Here is a 17,040-nt window from a genome sequence, read left to right as displayed (position 1 = left end):
ATCGGCGCCGGATTCATGGGCAAGGCACATTCGCTGGCGTACGCCGCCCTGCCAATGTACTTCTGGCCGCCCCCGGCGATGCCGATACGATCCGTGATCGCGGATGTCAACGCGGAACTGGCGGCGGAGGCCGCCGTTCGATACGGCTACGAGCGATCAACTGGCGACTGGCGGCGTGTTGTCGATGACCCGAACATTGACGTCATCGACATCGCCACCCCGAACGACCTGCACGCCGAGATTGCTGTTGCGGCGGCCCACCGTGGGTAAGCACATCATCTGCGAGAAACCGCTTGCCCGCACTGGCGAGGAGGCACGCGGAATGTACGAAGCCGGATGTGCCGCCGGCATCGTCAACATGGTGGCGTTCAACTACCGGCGTACGCCGGCCGTGGCCCTGGCTAAACGCTATATCGACGAAGGTGCGATCGGGCAAGTGCTGAACTTTCGCGGCACCTACCTGCAGGACTGGTCGGCCGATCCAGAGTCGCCCTTGTCATGGCGATTCCAGAAGTCGATTGCCGGATCGGGCGCGCTCGGCGACATCGGCACGCACGTGCTTGACCTCGCTCGCTATCTGGTCGGCGAAGTCGCGTCCGTCAACTCGATGCTGCGGACGTACATTCCCAAACGGCCGACCGGCGCGGGAGGTCTCGACAGGCTGGGCGCCGGTCGACTGGCAGGTACGCCCTGGGGCATCGTCGATGTCGATGATGAGGTGTCGACGTTGCTTCGCTTCGGCAATGGCGCGGTGGGATCCATCGAGGCCACCCGCAACGCGTACGGGCGTAACAACTTCCTCACATTTGAGCTGCATGGCACTGAGGGTTCGATCGTGTTCAACTACGAGCGGCGTGACGAACTTCAGGTGTGTTTCGCCGACGACCCGGATGATCGCCGAGGTTTTCGCACCGTCCACACAGGACCCGCGCACCCGTACGGAGATGCCTTATGGCCCATCCCCGCGCTGGGTATCGGCTACGGCGACACGAAAATCATCGAGGCCAACGACCTTTTCCGGGCGATTGTGGATGGTACACCGGTAAGCCCGGACTTCGGAGATGGCTATCAGGTCGCGTTGATTTCCGACGCGATCGTCGCGTCGGCGGAATCCGATGCCTGGGTTGACGTGCCGATGCTGGACCGTAGTCGGGCCGCGGCACATGCGCGCTGATCCCGCATGAACGACAATGCGGCGCGCTTCGCGGTCGAGATGCGCGGTGTTCGCAAGGCGTTCAACGGCGTACCGGTCCTCGCTGGTGTCGACTTCGCTTTGCGGCACGGGGAAACGCACGCTCTGGTCGGTGAGAACGGTGCCGGCAAGTCGACGTTGATGAAGATCCTTCAGGGGGTCTATCAACTCGAGTCCGGGGACATTCGAATCGACGGGAAGACAGTCCGGCTCCGGTCGACGCAGGACGCGCGGGCCGCCGGGATCGGGATGGTTTTTCAGGAGTTCAGTCTGATCCCGACGCTCAGCGTGGCTCGGAACATCTTCCTCAACCGCGAGCCGCGCGATCGGTTCGGGCTGCTGCGCGACCGGGAGTCTGTTCGCCGAACGCGGGAACTGTTCGCCGACATGGGAGTGGATCTCGACCCGAACGCCATGCTCGGTTCCGTTGGTACGGCGTACTGGCAGCTCACCGAAATCGCGAAGGCGCTGGCCCAGAAGGCGCGTGTACTGATCATGGACGAGCCGACCGCGAGCCTCGCGAAAACCGAGGCAGACGCGCTGTTCGCCTTGCTCGAGCGGCTGAAGGCGCGCGGCATCTCGGTCATCTACATCAGCCACCGGATGAACGAGATCTACCGGATCGCCGATCGGGTGACCGTGCTTCGCGATGGACGCAACGTAATCACGGCCACCTGCGGCGAGCTGACCGCGGCCGAACTCGTCGAACACATCGTCGGGCGGCGCCTCGACGGCGCGCTGGTGTGGCGACCACGCAAGATCGATCACGCCGCCGCGCCGCTGCTGGAAGTGCGGAACCTCACCGCGGGCCCGCGCGTACGTGACGTCACATTCACGCTGGCGCCCGGCGAAATCGTCGGCCTCGCCGGATTGATGGGCAGCGGACGCACCGAACTCGCCCGTTGCCTGTTCGGTATAGACAGAGCGACCAAGGGCGACGTCTTCCTGCGCGGTCAACGAGTCAAACTGACCAGTCCGCGCGCGGCCATCTCAGCGGGTCTCGCCCTTATCCCCGAGGACAGGCGCGCACAGGGACTCGTACTCGAACACTCGGTCCGGGACAACCTGCTGTTGCCGTTGCTGCCGCGGTTGAACCGCGGTCCGCTGATCGATGACCGCAAGGGCAGGAAAATCGCTGGCGACCTCATCCAGGATCTGCAGGTCCGGCTCAACTCATCCACCAGTCCGGTGAAACTGCTGTCCGGCGGCAACCAGCAGAAAGTGGTCATCGCCAAGTGGCTCGCGACCAAACCGGCTGTGCTGATCATGGACGAACCCACTGCCGGCGTGGATATCGGCACGAAAACCGACATCATCGCCATGATTCGCCAAGCCGCCGACGAGGGACTCGGTGTGATCGTCATCTCCTCAGAACTCCCCGAACTACTCGCGATTAGTGACCGCGTCCTGATTCTGCGCGATGGAACGGTCGAACGCATCCTCCTGCCGCGCGAGGACATCTCGAGCGAAGAAACCCTCCAAGCCGCCGTCCAAGGAGTCGACCAGCCATGACCACCACCCGTGGCCTGCCATCGGATCTGGCCGGGGAGACAAGATCCCAACCGGCGTACCTGCGGGCATGGGCGAGAGTCCGCGAAGACTGGCATTCGTACGTCATCTATGTCGGTTTCGTCGTCATCTTTCTGCTGTTCGCCATTCTGCTGCACGGCAGTGGCTTTCTGAGCAGCAACAACCTGCTCAACATCTTTCGGCAGACGGCCACCATCTCGGTGATGGCCGTCGCGATGACCTTTGTGATCGCGTCCGCCGAAATCGACCTGTCCGTCGGCTCAGTCGCGGGCCTGGCCAGCGTGGTCGCCGCGATGTCCGTCACCCACGGCGGACTGTTCGCCGGCATCGCGGCCGGTCTCGGCGTTGGGCTGCTCGTCGGTGTGATCAACGGAGGATTGGTGACCCTCTTGAACATTCCCTCGTTCCTGGTGACACTCGGGATGCTCGGAATCGCCGTCGGCGTGGCGCAATGGATCACCTCGTCCGCGCCGCAGCCGATCCTCAACGACACCTTCAACACCATTTTCGGCTCCGGCGACCTCGGGCCCATCCCGGGCCTGCTCCTGTGGGCCGTGATCGCCGTCGTTGTCGGCGCCGTGGTGATGGCCAAGACACGATTCGGCCGCCAAGTCCTCGCCACCGGCGGAAATCCGGTCGCCGCCCGTTTTAGCGGCGTCAACACCCGCCGCGTCAAGTTCACCGTCATGGTCCTCATGTCCTTGGTCGCGAGTGTGGCCGGTATGCTCTACGCCGGCCGTCTGCAGTCCGGCCGGTTTCAATGGGGAACCGGCGACGAGCTCTCCGTGATCGCCGCGGTCATCCTCGGCGGAACCAGCCTTTTCGGTGGCAGCGGCAAAATCGTCGGCTCGCTCTTCGGCGCCCTGCTGATTGGGCTGATCAACAACGCACTCATCCTCGCCGGCCTCGACACAGCCCAACAACAAATCATCCGCGGCGTCATCATCATTATCGCCGTTGCCCTGGCCCGCCGAAAATAGCGGAGACAGCCAAGACCGTGCTGTCCGCAGGACGGTTCAGGTGTGTTGGTGGCCGGGTGCGGGGTACGTACGCATTCCGGGGATATTGGCCGCGGATGTCTCGCATTCTGGACTGCCGGTGACCTCTGTCTGCGCGTGGCAGGGAGGTACGACAACACTCGGGAATTGCATCAGGTGGGCGTGAAAATGCTGATTGCCTGGCGAAGAGCGCAGTTAGAACCTACTACTCGACTTTGTTCTAGACGCGCTGATTGACCTGTATGGACGCCGTGGTCGAGGCGATGCTGTTCCCTGTCAAGTTAGCGTGTCGAGGTCTTGACGCCACATTGCCCGTCCAGGGTCTTGTGTCACCGTTCGCGGTGGATTTCTTCGCGTGCCCGCTCAGATCGGTCAACGGCGCACCTGATAGCGCAGGTGAAGCACTCGGTTGCCGCGAATCGCCACGTCAGGATCCTCCAACAGGTGCTGCGCGTGGACCGATCCGAAGTAGCGCTTGCCGGACCCGAACACGACGGGTACTACGTCCATGCGTACCTCGTCGATCAAGCCCGCGGCAAGCACTTGGCCACCGACGTCGCCAGCGGCGACCTCGACCATGCGGTCACCTGCGAGCTCCTGTGCCTTGGCCATGGCTGCCTCGACGCCGTCGACGAAGTGAAAAACGGTGCCTCGGGGTCCCAGCCCTCGGGGTGCGGCCGGTGCGTCACGACGACTACGTGGTCGATCCCGCCCGGAGGCTTCCCGTCCCAGCCGTCCGTGATGTCGAAGACGTGGCGGCCGACGAGTGTCGTCCCGATCTGGTCCCAGTACGGCCGGGTGTAGTCGTAGGAGGTCTGCGACACCTTCAAGGCGCCGCTCTCGTCCAACGGGACGTCACCGGTGGACAGCCAGTCGAACAGCGGTCCGGGTTGGTCATTCTCGTCCGCGACGAAGCCGTCCACTGACACCGAGCTGTACATGACCACCTTGCCCACGAGGCTCTCCTTTGCTTTGGGTGCCTCCAAAATAGCGTGTCGTGAGCTGTCGCTCTTGTAAGAAATCAATCGGTCGGCAGGGGCCAGCTGTCCAGTGCGTGGCCGGGATGTTCACGCAGGAACTGCCGCCGGACTTCGACGTACCGGGTCGGCGTGAGCCCGGTGAACGCCCGGAACTCGTGACCGAAGTGGGCCTGGTCGAAGTAGCCTGCGCCACCGGCGAGGTCGGCCCAGTCGACCGGTCTGGTGGGGTCGATCGCGAACACGGTGGCGGCGAAGCGGTAGGTACGGGCCAGTCGCTTCGGTGTGACGCCGATGAGTTCCTTGAACCGCTGTGCCAGATGAGTGCTGCTGACACCGGCTGTCACGCTCAGGTCGCCGATCGCCACCGCGCCGCTGGTCGCCGCGAGGACGCTGCTCGTATGGCGGACCAGCCCCAGGCCGGCGGTCTCGCGCAGCCGTCGCATCAGCTCCTCCTCGAGCAGCGTCAGCATCTCGTGCGGTCCGTCCGCCGTGGCCAGCCGGTCTCGCAGCTCAGCAACGGCAGGCCGACCCCAAACCTGCTCTACCGTGACCGGCCGGTCGCACAGCTCGGCCGCGGGCATCGGCAGGAAGGGCGCCGGTCCCCACGGCTTGAAGTGCACGCCGACGGACCGGGTCCAGCGTGGGTAGCCGAACTCCAACGCGCGAGTGGGCGTGGTGACCACGCAGCCGTCTGCGTACTCGGCCGTCTCGATGTCGGTGCCGGCGCGGATGCGGAACGGCGCCCCGAGGTTGATGATGAGGAACGCCCCCGGCATCGGCGGCAGCGTCAACCGGGCGTACGGCGACGCACCCTCCAGGTAGTAAAGGTCGTCGATCAGCCCGTCCAGCGGCGATCGCGGCACTCTGGGACACGTACTCCACGTCCACAGCATCGCCGACGCGCAGCCGCCAGCGCGAGCCGGGCATGGTCCAGCCCGCGCTGCCGCTCGGGTCCTCGCGGTCCAGCGCCACAGTGACGCCCGTGCCACCGACGACGGGGCCACGGCGGACTGCTTCTCGACAGTGATGCGCCGATGCCCGGCGGAGATCTGACCGACCGCTGCGGGACCTAGGACAACATCGCGGCGTACGCATCCTGCAGGTCCTTGCGCATCTCCGGACTCCACGCCACGGCACTGCCGTCGAAACTCGCCTCCAACAGGTCCAGGAGGTGGTGCCAACCGGCGCCGTTGCGGGACATGATCACCGCGATCGAGTCGCCAGCCGCGAGCGTCTCCGAGGCCGCGCGCAGGTCAGCCACTGAGATCGTGTGCGTCAGCACCAACTCGCAGCCGGCCTCGGTGGACGTCAGCTCCCAGGCCACCAGCGCGGACGGATTGATGTGCACCCAGAAGGTGTGCTCGAAGAGTCGCGGCGGCTCCACGCGTACGATCCGGTCGACCACCGGATCGATGCCCTCGCCATGATACGAGACGTACTCGCCACCCGGCCGCAGGTCGATATCCGGTCGAGACCCGGCCCACTTCCCTACCTCGTCCGGATCGGTGATCGCCTTCCAGACCACCTCGGTCGGCTTGCGCAACCGGCGCTCGTACCGGAAGGTCACCATGCCGTCCCGCTCTTCGACAACACCCTCGTTCATCCACCTGATCCCTTCGTCGCCATCAATATACTCCGTCCAGCATATAACGATGGCGGGATGTAGAGGACGGCCGAAAGTCTTGGCGCCACGTGTCGACAGGGCCTCCGCCGTTCGTCGCGATCATGTACGGCAAGCCGGCCGCACCCCCAAACTGCCGATCGACTGCCGGGCGGAGGTCTTTAGCGGCACGAGCGTCTCTATGCCTGAATCCAACAGCTTGACGTGACCACTGGGGTCTTGTTGCCGCCCGACGCGGCGCGAATCGTACGAGCCGCCCAGCACGCTCCCATCCCCGACGGATGAAAGCGGCGCCACACGACCACCATGACATCTACAGTGCGGGCCGAGTTGTTCACGTCTTCGGCCACTGCGTCAGAGTGCAGCCCGCTGATGCCCTGAAGCTGTCCGTACGATCGAACGACCAGACGGCGATCGCGGTGATACCAGTCGCCGCCGCGAGAAACGCGGAAACGAAGATGGCCGCGGTGGTCGGTACGCGATCCTGGTGTCGGAGTAGCGGATTTTGCTGACCGATTTGCTCATCAGCTTCGCAAGTTGGTCTTCTTCAGAGGGAGGGTGCGACGAAGGGGCAAGCGGCGCCGTGTCCGCTTCTGCTCAGTTATCTGCACCGTCGTCCGCCGGTCGGAGCCAGCGGTCGAACCAGGAGCGGGTGCGGCGCAGGAAGTCGAGTTGGTGGTTGCGTTCCTGGATCGAGTGGCCCTCTCTGGGGTAGATCACGAACTCGTGCTCGGCGCCGAAGTGGCGCAGTGCCCGGTGGAAGTACACGGCCTGCCCGAGAGGAACGTTGGTGTCCTCGGCGCCATGCAGGATGAGCACCGGGGTGCGGACGCGGCCGGCGAAGGAGACCGGGCTGACCGCATCGTGTGGGTGTGGGCCGATTCCCTCCCACCCGGTGCTGCCCGCCGAGCGCGGCCTCGAACTGGCCGTTCTCCCCGGTCGCGGCGAGCATTCCCCAGTCGGTGACACCGGCGCTGACCAACGCCGCGCGAAACCGATCGGTCTGCCCGACGGCCCAGGCGGCCATGAACCCGCCGTGGCTCCCGCCGGCGATGCCCAGCCGATCGGGGTCAGCGACGCCCTCCGCGATGAGCAGGTCGATGCCGGTCAGGATGTCGGTCCACTCCTGCTGACCGACCCGGCCAGCGACGCTGGCCGCGAACTCGTGACCGTGGCCCTGGCCGCCGCGCGGATTGGGCAGGAACACCGCGTATCCAGCAGCGGCCAGCCACTGCGCGCTGGGGTGCCAGAACAGCTGCAGGCAATCGGCGTACCGGCCGTAGGGGCCTCCGTGCACGATCGTGACGAGCGGGGACGGGCCGTCCGACACGGATTTCCCGACCGGCAGTACGAGCAGGCCATCCAGATCGAGGCCGTCGGCGGCACGGTAGGCCAGCGGTCGCTGGGTGCCGAAGGTGACGCCGTTCAGTTCCGGACGGGTGTCCGTGACCTTGCGCAGTGGCCCGGTGGGCGGCCCTACGTGAACGTTTGCGGGTTGGTAGCGGGTGCCGGTCACTGCCGCGATCGCGGTGCCGGCGGGGGTGGGCGGTGAGGTCGTCGAGATGGCCGGGGTGCTGCGACAGCGGCGTGGGACCGTCGGGGTCGAGCCGGGCCAGGGTCGCGTTCAGGCCGTCGGCAAACACCACCAGCGGTGCGGCGCCGGTTTGGCACAGTTCGGTGGGGCACATGGGAAGGTCGGCGGTGCGGTTGCGGCGGACGCAGCTGTCCATAGCCAGGTCGAACACGGCCGTACCGGCTTGCAGGACCGGCGGGGTGAGTGCGATGTAACCGAGGTGCCAACCGTCCTCGCCCGGCCACCAGGCCAGAGAGTGTGCGTCGGCCTCGACCGGTCCGAGGTCCTCCGCGGTCCCCGTTGTGGGGTCGAACAGGTGCAGTTGGCCGGTGCGGGGGCCATAGTCAGGGTCGGCGCTGGCTTGGGTGAGTACGGCGAGCGGGCCGCCGTCAGGTCGTTGCCGCAGTTCCACGACGTGCCGGTCCCCGAACACGTTCGGGGTGGTGACGTGGCCGGTGCGCAGGTCGAGCAGGCGCAACCGGGCACCGGGTTCGCGCTCACCGACGACAATGGCGTCGTCGCGGTCCTGGACGCGGCGCGTGTCCTGCTCGGTGGGCTCGTCCTCGGCCAGCAAAGCAACCAGGTTGGGATCGGCGAGCGGCAGGTGATCGATGATGCCAGCACGCCAGCTGGTCAACGCGATCACCACGTGATTCGTGCGAGTAAGCCGCTGCAGCTGCGCGGTACCACGCTCGGCGCGGTCGGACAGGAAGCACAGCGTGCGAGAGTCCGCGGACCAGCGAGGCCGGGACTCCGTCGCGGTGTCGGCGGTCGCCCGGCGCCACACACCGTCGCCTTTGATGTCGGCGAGCCAGAGTGCGGTGTCCAGGTGATCACCGATTTGGCTGGTGGGGGCGAGAACGTAACAGAGCAGATGCCCGTTCGGAGCAAGAGCTGGGGTCTGCGGGATGCGACCATCGACCACGAGTTCGGCGATCAAACCTGTCATGCCGTCAGCTTGCCAACATCAACCGTCAACCGTCCACCGTCGCCCGCCCGCCCGCCCGCCCGAGCGTTCGGATAGGCGACCTATTCCGACAGTTGGAATACCTGACAGTGCCATTTATCCCTCGGCGGCTTGGGGAGCTGGCGGAGATCCCGACCGGCCAAGACGGTCGGCCATCCAAGTCACTCATCCTCGACCAGGCGGAAGGCGTCCTCGTCGCGGCGGAATGGTCCAGGCTGCACGCGTACGTCGTGCTGTCGCTGCTGACCGGCGCTCGTACGGAGGAGCTGCGCGCCCTTGAGTGGACGCACGTCGTGGCGTACGGCGAAAAGGCAAAGCATGGCTCCGGTGACGGAGATCGGCTGGAGTCACGAACGCTTCGGCATCTACGTCTGGCGGTCGGTCCGCGAGGGTGGCGACGCTGCATAGTCACTCAGTTAGTCACCCAGGCAGGAAAAAGAGTTAGTTTGGGTTCGGGTGTTGGTTGGTTGATCCAGGTTTGGTTGGGCATGACTGGTGGGCGTGGTCGGCGGCGTTCAGGGGGTTCTGACGGTTTTGGTCGATGGCGTCGGCGGTGCCGAAGTGGACGGATGCTGGTGTGTGCCAGGCGATCTGTTTGTGTTGCGGTGGTAGAGGGTGAGGAACGCGTCGGTGCCGCGTTGGATATGGCCGGCGATTTCGGTGTCGGTGATCGTGTCGTGGCCGCGCAGGAGTGCTTGGTTGACGGGTATCCTGAGAATGAGGGCGGCGAACTGGCTGGCGGCCTGATCGGTGTCCGCGACTGTCAGGTGCCCCGCTTTTGAGAGGTCTCGCACTGCGTTTGCCAGGGTGGTGAGTCCTTTGGTGAAACCTTGCTCCCAGTAGAGCCGGCCGAGGTCGGGGAATCTGCTGGACTCGCCGATGATGAGCCGGCGCAACCGGAGCACCTCCGGTTCCAGCAGGCCGGTGAGCAGACGATGCCCGAGTCGCTCGAGGTATTGGCGGGTGTCGGCGGCATCGGCCGGTCCGGCACGTCGGCATCACCGTTGCCGATCTTGACGCTGTAACGGCTCACTTCGTGAGCATCGGCTTGGAGGCCGGCCAGAAAATGAGGGTGGACGGCGAGTTCCTGGACACGGTGATCGTTATGACCGGCGCGGCGACCGAGATCGTCATGCTGCAGTCACCCGATGGAGGAACGACGTAGGAGCTCTCGAGCCTCGCCCGGCCGGACCACCTCCCGGGTTCTCCGGCCGCACCATCCAACGAACTGGGCCTGCGCAACATCGCGTCCATGGTGCAGGCCCTGCAGGTACGTCATGACGAGAATCTGGCGACTTGGGTAATACGACGGGGCGTCCGAGTCATGCCCATTGACCAGCGGATTCGTCGATGTTGATCATGAAAGGCCGGAAACTCCGGCGAGAATTGGGAGACCTGAAGAACTGGGACGAACGGCTGGTCCGCAAGGGCCTGGTGTCATGCGTGTTCGTCGGCGACCCCGCCACTGCGGTGGTCAACGATATTTTCGACACCAACGGCCACCTGCTCGCGCTGCCGGCCGGGTATTTCGACTCCGGGTACGTGTCCACCGTTGGGATCGGTTTCGGTCGGGACGTGTCGGTGGAGGACACTACGCGGCGCAGTCGCTCTGCACCGACGGCACCAAATCGTGGCAGCCGGCTACGAAATGGTCAACAAGAAGCGGGTGACGGATCGTCGATCGCCCGTGTCAACGGGCGATCGACGATCCGTCACTTCGCGCGTCCTACATTCATAGTCTTGCGTCGTCGTTCACCAGAGTTAGCAAAAGCATCCGACCCATGACAGCAGATCACCTGATGTGAGGAGAGGAGAGGTCTGGCAACACCTCCTCTCAGAGACGAGTTAACAGTTGTGCGGATTTGAAAAATATTCGTACGTTCCAACATAGAGCTGGCCGCTGCTGTTGATATTTACGGTCTGGCCCGAATGTTTACCCGAGGCCCAAGTTGCATGATTGCTGCCGTCCGGGTATATCACAAAGTTGAAGTCGCCCTGATAGACGGCGTACGAACCTGCAACGTTGCCCCCCGACTGCCAGCAGTGCGCCGACCCGTTGTGGAGCAGCAGTAAATACCCGTGGGGGTCCATGCGGAGGCTGTATCCGCCGCCCGCATCGAGGCTTTGCGTCGGCAGCAATTTGTAATAACCGCCGCAGTAGTTATGCGCCTCGCCCTGGTATTTCAGACAGGAATAGCCGATTGTGGTCGCACTTGCCGATTGCGGCAAGACAACACCTGTTCCAAGTGCCATCACAGCCGCTCCAATAACGGCAAGCAGCCGACTGACCCCGCGACAACGAGACATGATGAGCCCTTCCGCGATAGAAGAATAGCGTGAGACGCCAAGTAGGAAGGGAGCCTGCCCTACATGGCTAGAACAAGGTCACAAGCCGTCCTTGCCCCAGACCGTGCTCTCATGAGGATGCTTGCGGCACTGAACGCATCGGTCAAGAGTTTTCGGCCTGAACCGAAATTGCTTGCCCACAGCCGAAGTACCCAGTCGCCGTAGAGGGTCCCGTTTGCATGGGATGAGATCTCACAGATCCAGAATGGGCAGCAGCTCCAAGCCCAGCGCGGGGTCGTTTGGCGTGAGCTATTTGTGAACGTTTTTGCATGCGGTGGCGTCGTGGTGCCAAGCGTCGCCGTAGTATATACGTAGCCGAACACGCAGTAATTTCCTGCCGGCAAGTTCTTGTCAATCGTCCAATGGTGATCGAGGTACGTGCCACGTGCGGCGGCCGAGTTGAACCAGTGCCCCCACGGTCCGTATACGCTCAGGTAGAAGTCGTATTTGCTTCCGTTTAGCGAGGCTACATATCCCTCGATTGACCTCGTGTAGAGCCCTTTGCCCTCGATGTCGATACAGGTCTGCGTGACGTTGCCGTCGTGGCAGCCGGAGGCTGATTGCGGGCTGATCGAGAGTGGTGGATTCGACACCTTTTCGGTCCGGGCCGCGGGAGCAGCCGAGGAAGGCGCGGCAACGGCGAGGAGTGCGAGTGTGACCGCTACGGCAAGTCCGATTTTGGTCGTCGTTCGATTGAGCTGGTGCATCACAGTCTCCTTTTGTTAACCTGTATAGCTTTCAAGGGGATGGCGCTTCGCCCATGTTGACGGCGTAATCACCAGATCGCTGGGCGGGCGAGGTCCGGCTCTGGTACGGCCACAACGCCTCGCTGCCGCTCGGCTATGCAACCCCGTGCGGTAGTTAGGGGTAACGCGCTACGGTCACGGCTCCCTTGATCGTCGTGGGTGAATCTTGAGGAATTCGTTGCCGAACAATGGCATCTCCTGTGTCCGGGCGATGGGAAGACGAAGCCCGCCGAGGGCGTTTTTCACTGTTTTCCGGTGCTGGTGCTTGGATGTCCGCTCCGGCCTTCGCTTGGACAGCACACTGGCACCGCGGTTTGGTGGAAAACCTTGCCGATGTCTTGCCGACCGATACGGCCGATCGCACGTCTGCCTTGTGTGGGTGTGGTTTGGTGTATGTGTCCTGCCGGTTATTCGGTAGCTTGGGGAGAAAATGGCCTACATCCGGATGCTCGGCCCTGTGCGGTTATCGACCGGCGGGCGGGTGCTGGACCTCGGGCCACCCAAGCAACGGGCTGTGTTGGTGGCCCTGCTGGTCGACGCCGGGCGTACGGTCACGATCGACACATTGGTGGACCGGGTCTGGGATCAGCGGCCGCCGGGACAACCACGGAACGCTTTGTACGTCCACATCACGCGGATCCGGCGGGTGCTGGCCGAAGCCGCGGCATGCGACGGCCCGGTCGCGCGGCTGGAACGGACCGGTGGCGGGTATCAACTCACCGTGGACCCGGACGATGTCGATTTCCACCGCTTCCAGCGGCTCGCCGAGCGGTCGAGGCGACCGGAATGCGGCGACGAACAACGCGCGACGCTGCTCACCGAAGCACTCGAACTCTGGCAGGGCGAGCCGCTGGCCAGCCTCACCGGCGACTGGGTCGGTACGGTTCGACAACACTGCCGCGAGCAGCACGTCGAGGCGGTGCTGGACTGGGTGAACGCGCAGTTGGCGCTGGGCGACGCCGCTGCGGCACTGCGCCGCGTTCGGCCGTTGGCCGACGAACACCCGCTTGATGAGAAGATCGCGCTCACGCTGTTCCGGGCGTTGCTCGCGGCTGGTCGTGGGTCCGAGGCGATCCAGTGTTATGCGGTGACCCGGCACCGCCTGGCCGACGAGCTGGGCGTCGACCCATCCCCCGCACTGCAGGAGCTCTATCAGGCGACGCTGCTGCGTGGCGTGCCGTCGGCGACCACACCTAGGCAGCCGACCGTGAGCCGCCCACCCGCGCAGTTGCCTGCCAGCCTGTCCGACTTCACTGGGCGTACGACCGAACTCGCCCTGCTCACCAGGTTGCTCATCGATGGTGCGGACAGCGACGGCGTACGAATCGTCACCGTCAGCGGCATGGGTGGCCTCGGTAAGACCGCGCTGGCGGCACGGCTGTCGCACCAGCTCAAGGACGAGTTTCCGGACGGGCAGCTCTATGCGGACCTGCGAGGCACCGACCCGACGCCGGCTTGCGCGTACGACATCCTCGCTGGCTTTCTTCGAGCGTGCGCAGGCGAGGATGCGTACGTCCCGGCCGCCGCCCCGGAACTCGGCTGCCGTTATCGCAGCCTGCTGGCTGGTCGCCGAATGCTGATCCTGCTGGACAACGCCCGCGACGCGGCACAGGTACGGCCGCTGTTGCCGGGCAGCGGAGGCTGCCGAGTGCTGGTCACCAACCGCGCGCTCGGCTGGTCGGATTGGAAGGCGCGAGTCCGGTGCACCTGGGCTTGTTCGGTGAAGCCGACGCGCTCACCCTGCTCGGCCGGCTCGCTGGCACCGAGCGAGTACGGGCCGAGCCGGCCGCGAGCGCTGAGGTGATTGCCGCCTGCGGTGGTCTGCCGCTCGCGGTCAGGATCGCCGGCTCGCGACTGGCTGGACGGCCGGCGTGGAGTATGCGGACGCTCGCCGACCGGCTGACTGACGAGCACCACCGCCTGGACGAGCTGGTCAGCGGTGATCTGGCGGTCCGGGCCAGGTTCCAGGTGACATACACAGGCCTGCCGCCGACCGGGGATCCGGCTCGGTTCTTCCCCCTGCTCAGCCTGCACGGCGGCCGGGATGCGAGCTTGCCGGCGCTGGCAGCGCTGCTCGACAAACCGACGGACCGCACCGAACGAGGGCTGGAGACGCTCGTCGACACGGACCTGCTGCGGTCGCCCAGCCCGGGCCGTTACCAGCTGCACGACCTGTTGCGGGTCTACGCCGCCGAGTGCACAGACACCAGCCACCCGGCGCAGCAGCGAACCGCCGCTGTCGAACGTCTGATGACCTGGTATTTGCACAGTGCACAGGCCGCGAACCGCGCGGTCTTCCCGCTCGGTGAACACCTTTCGCTCAACCGGCCAGCGGCAGCGCGAGAAACGGAGTTCCGCACCCACCAAGCGGCCCTGGACTGGTTCGATCGCGAACACGCGAACCTGGTGGCCGCCACCGGTGTGGCCGCCGACCACGGCCTGCACACCGTGGCATGGCAGTTGCCCGCGACGATGTGGGGATTCTTCCACCTGCGCAAGCACTGGGACGACTGGATCAGCACGCATCAAATCGCTCTCGAGGCCGCTCGCCTGGACGGTGACCAGGCCGGCGAGGCGCTGACCCTCAATGTCCTGGGCATCGCCTACACGGACCAGCGCAGGTTCCGGCAGGCAATCGACTGTTGCCGACAGTCGTTGGCGATCCGCCGACGAACTGGCGATCGACGAGGGCAGGCGGTCACCCTCAACGTACTCGGCGCTGCGTACGCCGACCGGCGGCAGTATGCCGAAGCCACCGACTGCTACCGGAAGGCACTGAAGACCTACCGCGGCCTTGGCAACCTGCGAGGTGAAGGCCTGGTGCTCAACAGCCTTGGCGATGCCTGCCGCAGGCAAGGCATTTTCGGCCCAGCCGACCAGCATTTGCGGCGAGCGCTGGACATCCAGCAACGTACCGACGACCACCACAGCCAACGACTCACTCTGGACAGCCTCGGCCGGGTCTACCAAGGCCTGCGTCAGTACGACCGAGCCATCGACCTCCATCGCAGCTCTCTCACCATCCGGCGCTCACTCGGCGACCGTTGGGGCACCGCGACAACTCTCACCGAACTCGGAAATGCCCTACAACACAAAGGACAACTCACCGCCGCCCGGACCTGTTGGAAGGAAGCGGTGGACATCTTCGACGAGGCCGGCGACAGTGCCGGCACCGCCCAAGCGCAGCAGCAGTATCTCGCCAGGCCGTTGTCCCGTTGCGGCATCGTCACGATGCGCTGACTCGTGACTCACCGCCATCTTCATTGATCCAGCCGGGGGCGACAAGATTTCGTTAAGACCCCTCAATCAAGGTGGTCCTGGCACGTCGGATGGGTGGAAATCGCCGAAATGTGAACTCAAAGAAAGAGATAGCCCATGATGAAAGCACGACTGAACACGGCGGTGGTCACTGTCGTTGGCGTGGCAGCCGTACTCACAGCGACGGTCGGCCCGGCGAGTCCGGCCGTGGCCTCGAGCACTGATCCCGGCCAACCGGCCGGCGCCGTCGGTAATTATCTGGGCAACGCCTACAGCGCGTCGGCGGGCGAATGCAAGGTGTGGATGAATGGCACTGACTGGACCAACGCGTCCGGCGGACACTACCAATACACGCAAGCCGAATTCGAAACCTGGGGCCATGCACTATGTACCGTGCACTACCTACGGTGGCACTACCTGCAGGGAAAGTGGCGAAAGAGCTTTGACATCTCCAGGACGATGGAAGCGACCGACCGATATCAAACTGGCTTCTACTGGAACGGCCCCGGCTGGCGTACGCAGGTATGCCTGGTCACTGGCGACCGATTCTGTGGCGACACCTACACGGGATAATGATCCAGCAAACTGGCGAAGTAATCTGTCACTGAGCTGAATCAGCGATCAACGCTAATGCCGCTCGGAGGAATAGCAATGTCCTGGACTCCCTGGATCGTCCTCGGCATCGTGTGTACGGCCCTGCTCGTGGTGGGCGTTATGAACAACAGAACGAATAAACCTGGTCTCCTGATGCGCGCCGCCTGGGTGCTCTCACTGGTGGTGCTCGCCGCCTCCGTCGTCATCGGGATCGTACTCGCGGTCGTATATTTCGTCTCCTGAACACGATAGGACAGGAATCATTCGCCTAGCCTCGGGATTTCATCTGTTGGCGAGTGACACGGTCAAATGCACGGAAGTGCCTATCCGGTGCGGGAAACTTGGGATTGCGATGTCTCAAGTCACTGCGTCAGGAAGGCACTCCGGAGGTGAAGGGTAACAGGGTTGGCGGGTTGGTTTTGGATCCTGGTCGCGAGTCGTTGGTCTCCTGGGCTGGTGGGTTGTTGTTGGGCCAGACGATCGGGTTGTGCGGGGTCAGGCGGGCGTGTCGGTGGCGTCGGGCCAGTCATGATCCGGGGAAGATCGTGGGTGATATCGCGACCGCGGTCGCGTTGGGTGGTGACTGTGTGGCTGATCTGGCGGTGGTGCGGGCCCAGCCTGCGTTGTTCGGTTCGGTGGCAAGTGACCCGACGGTGTGGGCGTCGTACAACGGGCCGCTGTATCAGGTGCGACGCTCATCGGACAACACGTACAAGAGCATCGCCCCGCTTGCCGCAGGCGGCTACGCCAACGCGGCCACCCAGGATTCGTTCTGCGCGCGCACCAGCTGCGTGATCACCAGGATCTACGACCAGACCAGCCCGCCCACAACGATCTCACCCAAGCCCGGGGGTGGCGGCGCGGCCGGCGGCCCTGACAACCTCGCGAACGCGACCGCGGCACCGACCACAGTCAACGGCCACAAGGTGTACGGCGTCTACGTGGCACCCGGCACCGGCTATCGCAACGACAACACCGCTGGCATCGCGACCGGTGACCAACCAGAGGGGATGTACGCGATTCTGGACGGTACGCATGACAACGGCGGCTGCTGCTTCGACTACGGAAACGCCGAAACGAGCAACAACGACACCGGCAACGGCAAGAGTTCCGCGGGCACCTTCTACGAAGGCGTGATGACTTCCGGCTATCCGTCGACCACCACCGAAAACTCGGTGCAGGCCAACATCGTCGCCGTCGCGTACAAGTAGATCCACCATAAGAAAGCACCGAAG

Annotated in this window: 19 protein-coding genes and 3 pseudogenes; 13 read left to right on the top strand and 9 right to left on the bottom strand. The window is 64.5% G+C overall.

Annotation, left to right across the window (positions count from 1 at the left end; translation table 11 throughout):
• Positions 1-15: 15 nt before the first annotated feature.
• Genes GNX96_RS55065 through GNX96_RS25200 form a run of 4 tightly spaced genes read left to right on the top strand, consistent with a single transcriptional unit; the run spans position 16 to position 3,702 of the window.
• On the top strand, positions 16-270 hold the full coding sequence (locus tag GNX96_RS55065; protein WP_279581440.1) for a Gfo/Idh/MocA family oxidoreductase: 255 nt from the start codon (positions 16-18) through the stop codon (positions 268-270).
• The gene (locus tag GNX96_RS25210; RefSeq protein WP_279581439.1) at positions 263-1,174 is read left to right on the top strand and encodes a Gfo/Idh/MocA family protein; all 912 of its coding nucleotides are present in this window, start codon (positions 263-265) and stop codon (positions 1,172-1,174) included. The genes GNX96_RS55065 and GNX96_RS25210 overlap by 8 nt, the downstream gene beginning before the upstream one ends.
• Positions 1,175-1,180: 6 nt before the next feature.
• Positions 1,181-2,704: a sugar ABC transporter ATP-binding protein gene (locus tag GNX96_RS25205; protein WP_279581438.1), complete on the top strand. Its 1,524-nt coding sequence runs from the start codon at positions 1,181-1,183 to the stop codon at positions 2,702-2,704.
• Positions 2,701-3,702 (top strand): ABC transporter permease, encoded by a 1,002-nt coding sequence (locus GNX96_RS25200; RefSeq protein WP_163569981.1) that lies wholly within the window; start codon positions 2,701-2,703, stop codon positions 3,700-3,702. The genes GNX96_RS25205 and GNX96_RS25200 overlap by 4 nt, the downstream gene beginning before the upstream one ends.
• Positions 3,703-4,092: 390 nt before the next feature.
• Here GNX96_RS25200 and GNX96_RS25195 read toward each other — a convergent pair.
• From GNX96_RS25195 to GNX96_RS64780, 5 genes and pseudogenes are all read right to left on the bottom strand, one after another.
• A pseudogene (locus GNX96_RS25195) lies at positions 4,093-4,676 on the bottom strand (dihydrofolate reductase family protein).
• Positions 4,677-4,741: 65 nt separating this feature from the next.
• A complete protein-coding gene (locus tag GNX96_RS25190) occupies positions 4,742-5,593 on the bottom strand; it encodes a helix-turn-helix domain-containing protein (protein WP_279581437.1) in 852 nt (283 codons plus the stop codon).
• A 176-nt stretch (positions 5,594-5,769) separates the two neighbouring features.
• Positions 5,770-6,303, bottom strand: a complete 534-nt coding sequence (locus GNX96_RS25185; RefSeq protein WP_163569979.1) for an SRPBCC domain-containing protein — start codon at positions 6,301-6,303, stop codon at positions 5,770-5,772.
• Between the two features lie 615 nt (positions 6,304-6,918).
• A complete protein-coding gene (locus GNX96_RS55060; protein WP_279581436.1) occupies positions 6,919-7,140 on the bottom strand; it encodes an alpha/beta hydrolase family protein in 222 nt (73 codons plus the stop codon).
• 178 nt (positions 7,141-7,318) lie between these two features.
• A pseudogene (locus tag GNX96_RS64780) lies at positions 7,319-7,528 on the bottom strand (prolyl oligopeptidase family serine peptidase); the annotation flags it as partial.
• 322 nt (positions 7,529-7,850) lie between these two features.
• Between GNX96_RS64780 and GNX96_RS55050 the strand changes: the two are divergent.
• Positions 7,851-8,918, top strand: coding sequence for a hypothetical protein (locus GNX96_RS55050; RefSeq protein ID WP_279581434.1), 1,068 nt, complete (start codon positions 7,851-7,853; stop codon positions 8,916-8,918).
• A gap of 104 nt (positions 8,919-9,022) precedes the next feature.
• On the opposite strand, the gene GNX96_RS55045 is transcribed toward GNX96_RS55050, so the two are convergent.
• Positions 9,023-9,181, bottom strand: a complete 159-nt coding sequence (locus tag GNX96_RS55045; protein WP_279581433.1) for a hypothetical protein — start codon at positions 9,179-9,181, stop codon at positions 9,023-9,025.
• Positions 9,182-9,376: 195 nt separating this feature from the next.
• Positions 9,377-9,766 carry a TetR/AcrR family transcriptional regulator C-terminal domain-containing protein gene (locus GNX96_RS25170; protein ID WP_279581432.1) on the bottom strand — a complete coding sequence of 130 codons (390 nt, stop codon included), beginning with the start codon at positions 9,764-9,766 and terminating at the stop codon, positions 9,377-9,379.
• A gap of 131 nt (positions 9,767-9,897) precedes the next feature.
• On the opposite strand from GNX96_RS25170, the gene GNX96_RS55040 reads away from it, so the two are divergent.
• Positions 9,898-10,026 (top strand): VOC family protein, encoded by a 129-nt coding sequence (locus tag GNX96_RS55040; RefSeq protein ID WP_279581431.1) that lies wholly within the window; start codon positions 9,898-9,900, stop codon positions 10,024-10,026.
• A 185-nt stretch (positions 10,027-10,211) separates the two neighbouring features.
• On the top strand, positions 10,212-10,646 hold the full coding sequence (locus tag GNX96_RS25160; protein WP_163569978.1) for a hypothetical protein: 435 nt from the start codon (positions 10,212-10,214) through the stop codon (positions 10,644-10,646).
• A 60-nt stretch (positions 10,647-10,706) separates the two neighbouring features.
• Here the strand turns inward: GNX96_RS25160 and GNX96_RS25155 are convergent, their stop codons facing one another.
• Both GNX96_RS25155 and GNX96_RS55035 read right to left on the bottom strand, forming a co-directional pair.
• The gene (locus tag GNX96_RS25155) at positions 10,707-11,114 is read right to left on the bottom strand and encodes a hypothetical protein (protein ID WP_279581430.1); all 408 of its coding nucleotides are present in this window, start codon (positions 11,112-11,114) and stop codon (positions 10,707-10,709) included.
• Positions 11,115-11,227: 113 nt separating this feature from the next.
• Positions 11,228-11,914: a hypothetical protein gene (locus tag GNX96_RS55035; protein WP_279581429.1), complete on the bottom strand. Its 687-nt coding sequence runs from the start codon at positions 11,912-11,914 to the stop codon at positions 11,228-11,230.
• Between the two features lie 469 nt (positions 11,915-12,383).
• Here GNX96_RS55035 and GNX96_RS25150 point away from each other — a divergent pair, with 469 nt between their 5' ends.
• The 6 genes and pseudogenes from GNX96_RS25150 (at position 12,384) to GNX96_RS25125 (ending at position 17,016) form a co-directional block, all read left to right on the top strand.
• Positions 12,384-13,757: an AfsR/SARP family transcriptional regulator gene (locus tag GNX96_RS25150; protein WP_163569976.1), complete on the top strand. Its 1,374-nt coding sequence runs from the start codon at positions 12,384-12,386 to the stop codon at positions 13,755-13,757.
• Positions 13,655-15,193, top strand: coding sequence for a tetratricopeptide repeat protein (locus GNX96_RS25145; RefSeq protein ID WP_163569975.1), 1,539 nt, complete (start codon positions 13,655-13,657; stop codon positions 15,191-15,193). The genes GNX96_RS25150 and GNX96_RS25145 overlap by 103 nt, the downstream gene beginning before the upstream one ends.
• Positions 15,194-15,328: 135 nt before the next feature.
• Complete coding sequence (locus GNX96_RS25140) at positions 15,329-15,784, top strand: hypothetical protein (RefSeq protein ID WP_163569974.1); 456 nt, start codon at positions 15,329-15,331, stop codon at positions 15,782-15,784.
• Positions 15,785-15,862: 78 nt separating this feature from the next.
• A complete protein-coding gene (locus GNX96_RS25135; RefSeq protein WP_163569973.1) occupies positions 15,863-16,048 on the top strand; it encodes a hypothetical protein in 186 nt (61 codons plus the stop codon).
• A 146-nt stretch (positions 16,049-16,194) separates the two neighbouring features.
• Positions 16,195-16,461 (top strand): annotated as a pseudogene (locus GNX96_RS55030) (IS1380 family transposase); the annotation flags it as partial.
• Entirely contained in the window at positions 16,441-17,016 is a 576-nt protein-coding gene (locus tag GNX96_RS25125) for an arabinofuranosidase catalytic domain-containing protein (protein ID WP_313885784.1), read from the top strand. The pseudogene GNX96_RS55030 and the gene GNX96_RS25125, both read left to right, overlap by 21 nt.
• The last annotated feature ends 24 nt before the right edge of the window (positions 17,017-17,040 follow it).

This window comes from Fodinicola feengrottensis (assembly GCF_010993775.1).
GTDB lineage: Bacteria > Actinomycetota > Actinomycetes > Mycobacteriales > HKI-0501 > Fodinicola > Fodinicola feengrottensis.
Note: the sequence above shows the minus strand (reverse complement) of the source record. Positions and strands in the feature narration are given on the sequence as shown.

Coding starts and splice junctions, on each gene's coding strand:
- GNX96_RS25205 (WP_279581438.1), top strand. CDS start 1,181: ATGAACGACAATGCGGCGCGCTTCGCGGTCGAGATGCGCGGTGTTCGC.
- GNX96_RS25160 (WP_163569978.1), top strand. CDS start 10,212: ATGTTGATCATGAAAGGCCGGAAACTCCGGCGAGAATTGGGAGACCTG.
- GNX96_RS25190 (WP_279581437.1), bottom strand. CDS start 5,593: ATGCTGTGGACGTGGAGTACGTGTCCCAGAGTGCCGCGATCGCCGCTG.
- GNX96_RS25140 (WP_163569974.1), top strand. CDS start 15,329: ATGATGAAAGCACGACTGAACACGGCGGTGGTCACTGTCGTTGGCGTG.
- GNX96_RS25200 (WP_163569981.1), top strand. CDS start 2,701: ATGACCACCACCCGTGGCCTGCCATCGGATCTGGCCGGGGAGACAAGA.
- GNX96_RS55065 (WP_279581440.1), top strand. CDS start 16: ATGGGCAAGGCACATTCGCTGGCGTACGCCGCCCTGCCAATGTACTTC.
- GNX96_RS25150 (WP_163569976.1), top strand. CDS start 12,384: ATGGCCTACATCCGGATGCTCGGCCCTGTGCGGTTATCGACCGGCGGG.
- GNX96_RS25155 (WP_279581430.1), bottom strand. CDS start 11,114: ATGGCACTTGGAACAGGTGTTGTCTTGCCGCAATCGGCAAGTGCGACC.
- GNX96_RS55045 (WP_279581433.1), bottom strand. CDS start 9,181: ATGCTTTGCCTTTTCGCCGTACGCCACGACGTGCGTCCACTCAAGGGC.
- GNX96_RS25185 (WP_163569979.1), bottom strand. CDS start 6,303: ATGAACGAGGGTGTTGTCGAAGAGCGGGACGGCATGGTGACCTTCCGG.
- GNX96_RS55035 (WP_279581429.1), bottom strand. CDS start 11,914: ATGCACCAGCTCAATCGAACGACGACCAAAATCGGACTTGCCGTAGCG.
- GNX96_RS25135 (WP_163569973.1), top strand. CDS start 15,863: ATGTCCTGGACTCCCTGGATCGTCCTCGGCATCGTGTGTACGGCCCTG.